General features: G+C 44.5%; 7 protein-coding genes and 3 pseudogenes. 6 read left to right on the forward strand and 4 right to left on the reverse strand.

Features of this window, described 5'->3' with window-relative positions; all coding sequences use genetic code 11:
* Positions 1-222 (reverse strand): transposase (locus H627_RS0114775; RefSeq protein ID WP_027829545.1); only part of this gene is annotated, 222 nt, incomplete at its 3' end.
* A 65-nt stretch (positions 223-287) separates the two neighbouring features.
* On the opposite strand from H627_RS0114775, the pseudogene H627_RS21025 reads away from it, so the two are divergent.
* Positions 288-881: pseudogene (locus H627_RS21025) on the forward strand (LAPAL motif-containing putative phage structural protein); the annotation flags it as partial.
* Between the two features lie 61 nt (positions 882-942).
* On the opposite strand, the gene H627_RS0114785 reads toward H627_RS21025, so the two are convergent.
* Both H627_RS0114785 and H627_RS18655 read right to left on the reverse strand, forming a co-directional pair.
* The gene (locus H627_RS0114785; RefSeq protein WP_027829546.1) at positions 943-1,614 is read right to left on the reverse strand and encodes a hypothetical protein; all 672 of its coding nucleotides are present in this window, start codon (positions 1,612-1,614) and stop codon (positions 943-945) included.
* A gap of 184 nt (positions 1,615-1,798) precedes the next feature.
* Positions 1,799-2,179: a TM2 domain-containing protein gene (locus H627_RS18655; protein WP_035441276.1), complete on the reverse strand. Its 381-nt coding sequence runs from the start codon at positions 2,177-2,179 to the stop codon at positions 1,799-1,801.
* A 373-nt stretch (positions 2,180-2,552) separates the two neighbouring features.
* Between H627_RS18655 and H627_RS0114795 the strand changes: the two genes are divergently transcribed.
* The 5 genes and pseudogenes from H627_RS0114795 to H627_RS0114815 all read left to right on the forward strand — a co-directional run bounded on the left by H627_RS0114795 (position 2,553) and on the right by H627_RS0114815 (position 8,303).
* Positions 2,553-3,671 carry a hypothetical protein gene (locus tag H627_RS0114795; protein ID WP_027829547.1) on the forward strand — a complete coding sequence of 373 codons (1,119 nt, stop codon included), beginning with the start codon at positions 2,553-2,555 and terminating at the stop codon, positions 3,669-3,671.
* On the forward strand, positions 3,655-5,673 hold the full coding sequence (locus H627_RS20760) for an McrB family protein (RefSeq protein ID WP_226999178.1): 2,019 nt from the start codon (positions 3,655-3,657) through the stop codon (positions 5,671-5,673). The genes H627_RS0114795 and H627_RS20760 overlap by 17 nt, the downstream gene beginning before the upstream one ends.
* Positions 5,657-7,507, forward strand: coding sequence for a nuclease domain-containing protein (locus H627_RS0114805; protein WP_027829548.1), 1,851 nt, complete (start codon positions 5,657-5,659; stop codon positions 7,505-7,507). Before H627_RS20760 ends, H627_RS0114805 begins: the two co-directional genes overlap by 17 nt.
* A gap of 358 nt (positions 7,508-7,865) precedes the next feature.
* Positions 7,866-8,010 (forward strand): annotated as a pseudogene (locus tag H627_RS21015) (macro domain-containing protein); the annotation flags it as partial.
* 113 nt (positions 8,011-8,123) lie between these two features.
* Positions 8,124-8,303: a hypothetical protein gene (locus H627_RS0114815; protein WP_027829550.1), complete on the forward strand. Its 180-nt coding sequence runs from the start codon at positions 8,124-8,126 to the stop codon at positions 8,301-8,303.
* 67 nt (positions 8,304-8,370) lie between these two features.
* Here the strand turns inward: H627_RS0114815 and H627_RS20380 are convergent.
* A pseudogene (locus H627_RS20380) lies at positions 8,371-8,612 on the reverse strand (IS66 family transposase); the annotation flags it as partial.

Consider the following 8,612-nt stretch of genomic DNA (forward strand, 5'->3'; position numbering starts at 1 on the left):
GTCAACCCACAACCGGAACCGACTGTAGATTGTCTTCCAGGGGCCGTAACGCTCGGGCAAATCCCGCCAAGCTGCACCGCTGCGAATAAGCCATAATGTGGCGTTAAAAGCAGTACGATTGTCGACCTTAGGCGGTCGGCCGCGCGTTGACCGCTTTGGAAACAGATCAGCGATCCGTTCCCACTGTTCGTCGGTTACTTCATAACGTTTGGGTATAACCATCCTGCACACTCCGTTTTGTTTTTAACAAGAAGTATACAGGATTTCGGGATTTTCAGACACTCCCTAATAAGAAAATCAGTTCGAAGGAGTCTCATGAGGGGGAAGGAACCATCACCCTCACTTTAGACGATCAGACCAAGATAACCATTTCGAAAGCAGCGCTTCAAGCTTTCCAAAGTATCGAATTTCGTAAAAGTATCAAAGCAGCAGTCGACCCTCTCGATAAGGAAGGAATCGAAGGAATTGAATTCTCGCATAAAGAAGAATCGGTTTCCGTCACCAAGAAGGACTATCATAGCTTCGATGTACCGCCAATTAAGCCTCAGGAATTAGATTCAACGACGTCAGAAGTTTATCTGCAGATTATTAACGTTGCCTTTGAGCACGGAAAGCGGAAATTTTCTGATGGCAGTCTTCAGTTTTTTGCATCAATTGAGGACAAGGAGTTCCTTCAAGAAGTAAAGAAAAATCAACAGCGTTTTGGCTCGCAAGACACTTTAAAAGTTCAAATGAGACGGACACAGCAATTAACTGAGGAAAATCAACTCAAAAGCGAGTATGCAATAGTCCACGTATTACAACACGTCAAGGGACCGCAACAACTAGAACTCAACTTTGAGGATCGTTCAGAAAATTCTTCCGACGATAAACCCAACTAGCATATTAAAGCGCTTTGACATCCCCGCGTTCTGGCGATGTCAAAGCGTTTTGTTTTACTCGTCAATCCCACCATCCAGGCATATGATCCACTAAATACTTGGTCCAGTATTCAGCAACATCCTCGGAAGCAGGGCCATGGATCATCCTAGGTAAAAGATGCCCTTCCCTGAACCGCTTCATCTCCCGCTTCAACTCCGCATCCAGCGTACTATGCTGCTGTTGCCGAATCATCTCATCGATCATGACTTTCGTCACCAGCACGGCTGTATGGCTCTCTTGCAATAGCGCAAAGAGAGCCTCGCTCTGCCGATCCAGTTGCTGGGCCTCTGCCGCCATGCGCTCTTGGGCAGTTTCCTCTCCCGCACTGTCGTCCGCCGTGACCGCCGCCAGATAACGCTCCTCTGTCGGCATGAGCGGCAAATTGAAGACCTGCTTCAACTCGATGAACGCCTGGTTCAGGCGAAACAGATACATATAATCCCAGCCGGTGATATCCACACGCACATAATTCCGGAAGGCTTTCACATCGTCAGGCGTTGCCACGGGAAAAGTTTCTCGGAACACGCGGATCACCCGCGTCTCAAAACTCCGGCGATATTGCAGCGACTGAAAGATTCGGCGGCGAAAGCCGTATTCGTCTGTGTCTAAATCGCTGGCGTACGGCTTAAGCAGGCCATGCTTGACGCCGTATCCGCCAAAAATCGGCCGGTCAGCCTCTTCTTTCGGCAACAATCGGAAGCCGTGCGCCGGCAGCGGATCCGGTATCGGCCCGCCTCTGCCCGCATGCGGGCAGACCAGGCGGCCAGATCTTCAATTGGCTGGCCATGACCGGACTGAATCTGGGCAAGCGTCTTGGCTAATCCTTTGAGCTTCGTCACTTTAAATCCACTCCTTGTAAGAATTGCGGAGCGTCTGGCTAGACCTCCATCGGATCAGTGTTCTCATCGTGAGATCGCGGCGCAATTGGCGCAGCCGGTCGAGAATTCAAAATCTCAGTGGCTGCTTGCATCTCAATCCGATCTTGGTCCTCTTGCAACCACTTGGAAATTGAAAAGACATCTATGAAAGCCCAAATGCCAGTGACGATAGCCACGATGCCAAACGTCAGCACAGTGATCAAGGTCATGGCGACGGCACTGCCCGTCTTACCCATGTAATAGCGGTGTCCCCCGATGACGCCGGTGAACCACCACAGAAGATAGGGGGCCACGGTACTTTTCTTGCGTTTCTCAACTTCCGAATTAACTAGAATGCGTTCCTGCGTGGTCAGTTGGTGCAATAAGTATGCGTTTTGCATTGTAAGAGCTCCCCTCTCTAGCCGACAACATGTTTGTTCCCATTATCTACCATTTAGGAAGAAAATGGGAGAATAATTTGCGGAACTTGCCTGACAAGTCATCTGACACGAAAAAACCAGTAGGCATAGGCATAATGGTTGCGAGCGGTAAAGGGCTTTCCAATGATTGCCCTTACCTTAATTGCTAGTATACAGACTTTGTCCTTATTCCAAGATTTCCGTATAGTGATTGTCTACCTGAAGTCCACCGCAAGACACCGCTTAGAATCTTCAAACCAAGGTTGAAACGAAGGTATGAAACACTCGTTGACGGTGTTGCCTTCGCACGGGTATGTCGTATACTGAATTCATACGAAAAAAAAGAGGGAACACAATGGGCTATTCAATTTACACTCAGAGAATTGTTGAACTACTCCTATGGCCTTCAGACATAGAGATTCTTAAGGAGCTTTACGAGCGAGCTCCCAAAAAGGAAAGGGGATTGCTGGCCGCTCAGGACTCTGAGCAATGGCGAGAAAAGATAATCGAGTCATTGATAAGGCAAGGAAGTCACAAACGTGCCGGGAATCTTGGATATACACTGGATCAAATTGCAAAAGGGCGATTAGATACAGCCTTCAATTCCTACAGCTCAACCGGCATAATTAATTTGGATTCCTTCGCGAATGAATTGAAAAAACAATCTCCTGAAGCCGGATTTATTCTTCTCAATTTAACTAAGAAATACGATTCCAAGCAACTTTCCGAAAGCTTTGCTAAGAACCAGGTTCTCTGGGACAAACTTCAGTCCAACTGGCCAAAAATCAATTGGGAGAGAAAAGAGAACGCGGTACCTGCGAAGAGTGCACACGATTCAATTGACTTGCACAATATTACTGTGGAACTAGATAAAAGCAGAAAAGCAAATTCAAAGCTCAAAGCAAAAATGAATGCTCAATTAGAAAATAACCGTATAGTCTTAAATAAGTTACACGATAAATACAGCGAAGAAACTTCCGCCATAACTAAGGAACACAATATCGAAATAAGCAAAGCAAAAGCAAAAATAACGGACATGTATGATCATGAACTGCAATCAAATCGAGATACTTATGTCAAGCAGACCAATGAACTTAGGTCGATTATCTTACAGCAAAGCAAGGAACTCGATTTCCTTCGAAGCGATAACAAGTGTCTGATTACCGCCTTGGAACAGATGGTAAGTCTAGTCCGACCAGAGGGACCGATTTCTCTGATTGTCTCCGCGACCCACAGTACTTCAATTCTGAAGAATCAGATTTACATTGGAAATTCAACCCAACCAAGTCAGATTGCCCAGCTTGCAAAGATATTGCAAGTCAGACAAATCACGCTGATCCAGGAAACAACAAGTCCCCAGCTCCGCTACCAAATTCAAAAGAATTTGAAAGATGCGGCTTTTGAACCAATTGTTATCACTATATCAGGAGATACATTACTCAAAGGAGAGACAGAAAATGAAACTGCCTACTGACATTATAGAAGGCAAACAAAAATTCACAATGGTCGGTTTTTTAGCTGATCGAGCGGACATTGTAATTGCTAAAAGCAATCAGATGATGTTAAGAATCACCCCTTGTACAGATTATCCAGATTCAATAGACCCAACCAATCTTCCACCAAAAATTAATGTTTTTGTGAGCCACAATTCTTTATACTATGAAGACGATGAGTCGGATGACGAAGAATCTCGAATTGACTCTGCGTACAGAGAATTCCAAAATAAATGGTTTGTCTCAACACCAAACTTTGCTTACAACGAAGATCGTCAACGACTGTTCGTAACCGCTTACGATGCTCATGTGACCGCACGAAACAGTGAATTCGATCTAAATACAATAAAATTAATTGAATTTCCAATTTATGAATCAACACATGAACACAATCGGCCGATCACTCAATACGAATTTGAAAAAGCTCTTATTGCGGGTAAAGTGGTCGGGAATAATCCCCTGTGGCCAAGCAACGCAAATGATGTCCCTCGTGGTATCATTTGGCGAAATACAACAACGAGTATGAGCCTGTATACAAACATCCAGTCACAGACCAACACTCCGACGGGCTTCTCATATGCAAGCGACAATCGCTCATTTCAGCGAGTCGCACTGGGTTTTGATGACAGTGAATGGCAGGAAAACTTCATTGAATTTGAGGGGATACCCATCGCATATGTCCCCTCCGATGTTTTCTTGAAATATGAGAAACAGGCAGCTTCTTTCACTCCCGAAAAGTCAGACGCCAATGACGATACGCTTGTTGTACAATCAATTCAGAATACTAGAAAGCCAATCGACGCTCCTTCTGAGGCAAGCACTGACAAAGCAGACGTATCGTCATCCATCAGATCACGTACTACCACAAGTGACAAACAAGGTTCTTTCATAATGGACTTCCAACGACAGACACAACAAATGGGGCTTCACTATGATTTGAGAGACTTGATTAACTTTCATACGGCAATGGAGAGCGACGGATTAGTAATTCTATCTGGACTCAGTGGTACCGGGAAGTCCCAGCTTGTCAGGGCATACGCAAAAGCACTTGGACTGATTATTGGGGACAGCCAATCTTCCCAATCCTCAAAAAAATTATGTTTTGTCCCAGTTCGTCCTTTTTGGGCCGATGATTCAGACTTATTGGGATATGCAGACATGGTGAACAATGTTTATCGACCGGGTGATAGTGGATTGGTTGATACATTGGTTTCAGCAAACGAACACAAAGATCAGCTTTTCATCGTCGTATTTGATGAAATGAACCTTGCACGGGTGGAGCATTATTTTTCGCAATTTCTTTCAGTACTTGAAATGCCATTGAGCAGCCGTTACATTAGGCTTTACAATTCACAATTAAAAACAAGGCTTTATAACAGTCAACAATATCCGGACCATATAGCCATTCGAGATAATGTTTTGTTTGTCGGCACTGTCAATACTGATGAATCCACATTTCAATTCTCGGATAAAGTTCTCGATCGTTCAAATGTAATTTCATTGCACATACTGCCGTTTAATAAAGAGTACAAGGTGGCCGATGAAACGGCAATTTCCTCGGAACAAGGTGAATTAACAACCTCCGAGTACCGTGCATTAGGAAATCAGGATGACAAGAAACCATTAACTCAGAAAGAAAAGTCTCTGTTATGGGACCTGCATGTAACCTTGAATGAAGAAGATCGAAATCTAGGAATTGGATGGCGGATTGTGCATCAGATTGATAGTTTTGTGAGAAACCTTCCAGAGATTGATGACGGAGTTTCGCGCGGGGAAGCAATTGATTTACAGCTTGTCCAACGTATTCTAACCAAGGTTCGTGGCTCGCAAGAGCAATTGCATGATTTGCTAGGTACTGGCAAGGAACCAGGAAAGTTGATTCAGGTCCTAGATAAATACACTGATATCTCTACCTTTGAGCAGTCACGTCTGTTGCTCACTCAAAAAACACAGGAGCTGACCTTGTATGGATTCACAATGTAACATTCTCATGCACATGGAGCAGAATAAAGGCCAGAAGTATGAAGCCAGTCTTAAACTGTACTCTCAGGATGTTCTAACAAGTATTGATCAGCGCGACATCCTGTCAATACCTGAATATTCATACTTCGATATTCAAATGTCTTCATCCAATTCGGACGATCGATTTCTAATACCCGAACTGGATGATTATTCCGTAGACAATCGTGTCGCAACTTCTAAGTCAGGTGCTCAATTCGCTTACTATCCAAATATTGCCTATATTCTTTTCTCTGGATCCTGGAATCATCAAATTGAATCCAGCAAACACCAAGACGTTCCATTAACTCCCGGATTCTATACAATTCAGGTAATCCATAACAACAAATCTTACTTTGCGTATTGGCAAGTTGTACCAAAAGATTTGAACGATGAAGAGTGGAAGTTGATGCGTCGTGATGTCGAGGACAAAGTTAGGGGCCTAGCTCTGGAGTATTCTGTCCATAAACGCAATGTGGTGCGAGCGCTTGAGTTGGGGCAGGTTGGCGACAATTATTTAGATGATGACACGGCCTTTTTGCTAAGCCAACAATCCGAGATCCAATTTGCGGTTGAACAACTACGCAATGAAGCAAAATTTCGCATAAGCAAGTCCTATTCTTGGAAACCAAGCGGAATGAAGGCCGAGATTGATCAAACAACCATGCGCATGATCGTTGATCGTCCAGATAAAAAGGGTAGCCTATATAGCCCGACAAGGTATCTAGAATTTAACGTGCCTGCCAATCAATGGTTGAAGCTCTTTATAGTAACGATAGTCGATGTATGTGTCTCACAAGTTTCCCGCATCACGCGAGTACTCGAGAAGCTGAAGAGTTCATTCCAATCAGTATCGCAATATAGGGGAAAACGTACGCCTTCAGAATGGCATTTTATTGAAGAGTCATATTCCCGAGGTGTTTCCGTGCTCTCTGAAGCAATGGCATCATTACAAAAACTCAGATATTATCTTTCAGATGTTCTGCACGATGACTTCTTATCTTCAGTACAGTTGCCATCTAATACTTCTCTTCCGAAAATACTCATGCTTAATCCTATTTATAACCTTTTGTATAAGTCGTACTCTTCTCTGAAACATAGATCACAACACATCCTATTTGATGACTACTATAGTAAGTATTGGAAGAAAACAGCACAACTTTACGAAATATGGACATATATTCAAACCTTGGATGCTTTGATTCAACTTGGATATGTTCCTCGGAGCGGTTGGATATACGATCAAAAAGCGGGAGAAACGTCACTCTTACTTCCGTTTCTTGACGAGGGAACACAGGTCCACCTATCAAATTCCAGCCTATCGTTATTGCTTACTTACAATCAGCCAATCAAATCACGCCCTTCCAGATCTACTCACGACCGCCCATTATTGACTTACTCTCCTCGCAATAAACCTGACATTCGCATTGACGTATTCACCTTATCAAATGACTTTCTTGGTAGCATTGTTCTTGATGCCAAATACAAGAAGCTAAACAAATTACTGAGCGAACGAACTACAGAGGGACACGGGCAATTAGCCGACCAGTTCCGCGCGTATCGCGATGACACATATTCCACGATTACAACTTTCAAACGGGTTGCGGACATTCGCATCGTTGAATCCGTGCTTGTACTTTATCCAAGTAATCCAGTTGATCAGTCAGTTTCAGTCCGAGAGAGTGCTAACCACGTTTATTACATCCAACTAAAACCCAAAACTGGCTTTGCAAATCTTATGGATAAGTTACAGGAGCGAATTGCCAATCTTCATGAACGTGAAACACTTTTAGATAACGACATCAGTTCGCCAAAATAATCGGTGATTTCGGGACGCTTGTTGTTAACACTGTAGGATACAATAAGCATGTTATTCTCGGATAAGCACCTATTCGCTGTCTGCAACATGTTAAAACTTGATTTAGAGATTGGCTGAAGAACCGTAGTAATAAGATCCTTGCTGCTTTTTATAACATGGTACAGAAGTGGGCTCAAGCGTCGGTGAACGTTTATAATGAGAGATGTTTTCTTGTGGCATCGACAACATCACACACGTTCGATGCTGGAAATATTGGATGAACCAAATTCACTGGAATACCTTAGGTTCGCAACATGACGGTTTAGTCCTCGAAAGCGTTTCATTTCGTCAACTACAATTAATTGAAAGGATCCTCCTTATGCCCCTCACTCTCATTCGCCAAGACATCACCAAATTACCCGTTGACGCCATCGTCAACGCAGCCAATCCCCGCCTCGCCATGGGCGGCGGGGTCTCTGGTGCCATCTTCCGCGCCGCTGGTGCAGAACAGCTCCAGGACGCCGCCAACAAAGTGGCCCTGGTCGAAACCGGCCGTAAGCGGTCGTTAAACGGGTATATGGTTCGCGCCGTAGCCTCCTTGTATGCTTGAGTCATCAAGTACACAAGGAGGCTTTTTATGGTTCAAATTAAAGATATTGTGCCGGTTCAAATGACAGATCGGACACCCAGCACTGGTGGGAAGCCCCAGATAGCTGCTCGAATCAAGCTCAAAGATGCCGAAGTGATTTTTTATAATGGTGCTGATCGGAGCACTCTGCACATCGTCTTACAGGAGTTGACTGTAAGCGGTCGTTGAAATAGGTGTGAAGACAAAAATGGTGCAATCCTCTATCATGAAGATTGCACCATTGCTTTACCCGCTGTTATTCGTGACAGAACGCCTGCACCTTCGGCGCCCACGGCAAATAGTCCTGCAAGGCGACCATGTCGCCGGGAGCCGGCAAATTAGGCACTGTGTCGAATAGATAGTTGAAATATTTACTCGGATCGAGGTGATTAGCCCGTGCTGTCGTGAGCAGACTAAGAATGACCCCCGCAGCCGTCGCGCCGCGTTTGCTCTGCGAAAACAGCCAATTTTTACGACCGATGACCAGTTCTTTGACGG

The organism is Schleiferilactobacillus harbinensis DSM 16991, from assembly GCF_000425885.1.
GTDB classification, from domain to species: Bacteria; Bacillota; Bacilli; order Lactobacillales; family Lactobacillaceae; genus Schleiferilactobacillus; species Schleiferilactobacillus harbinensis.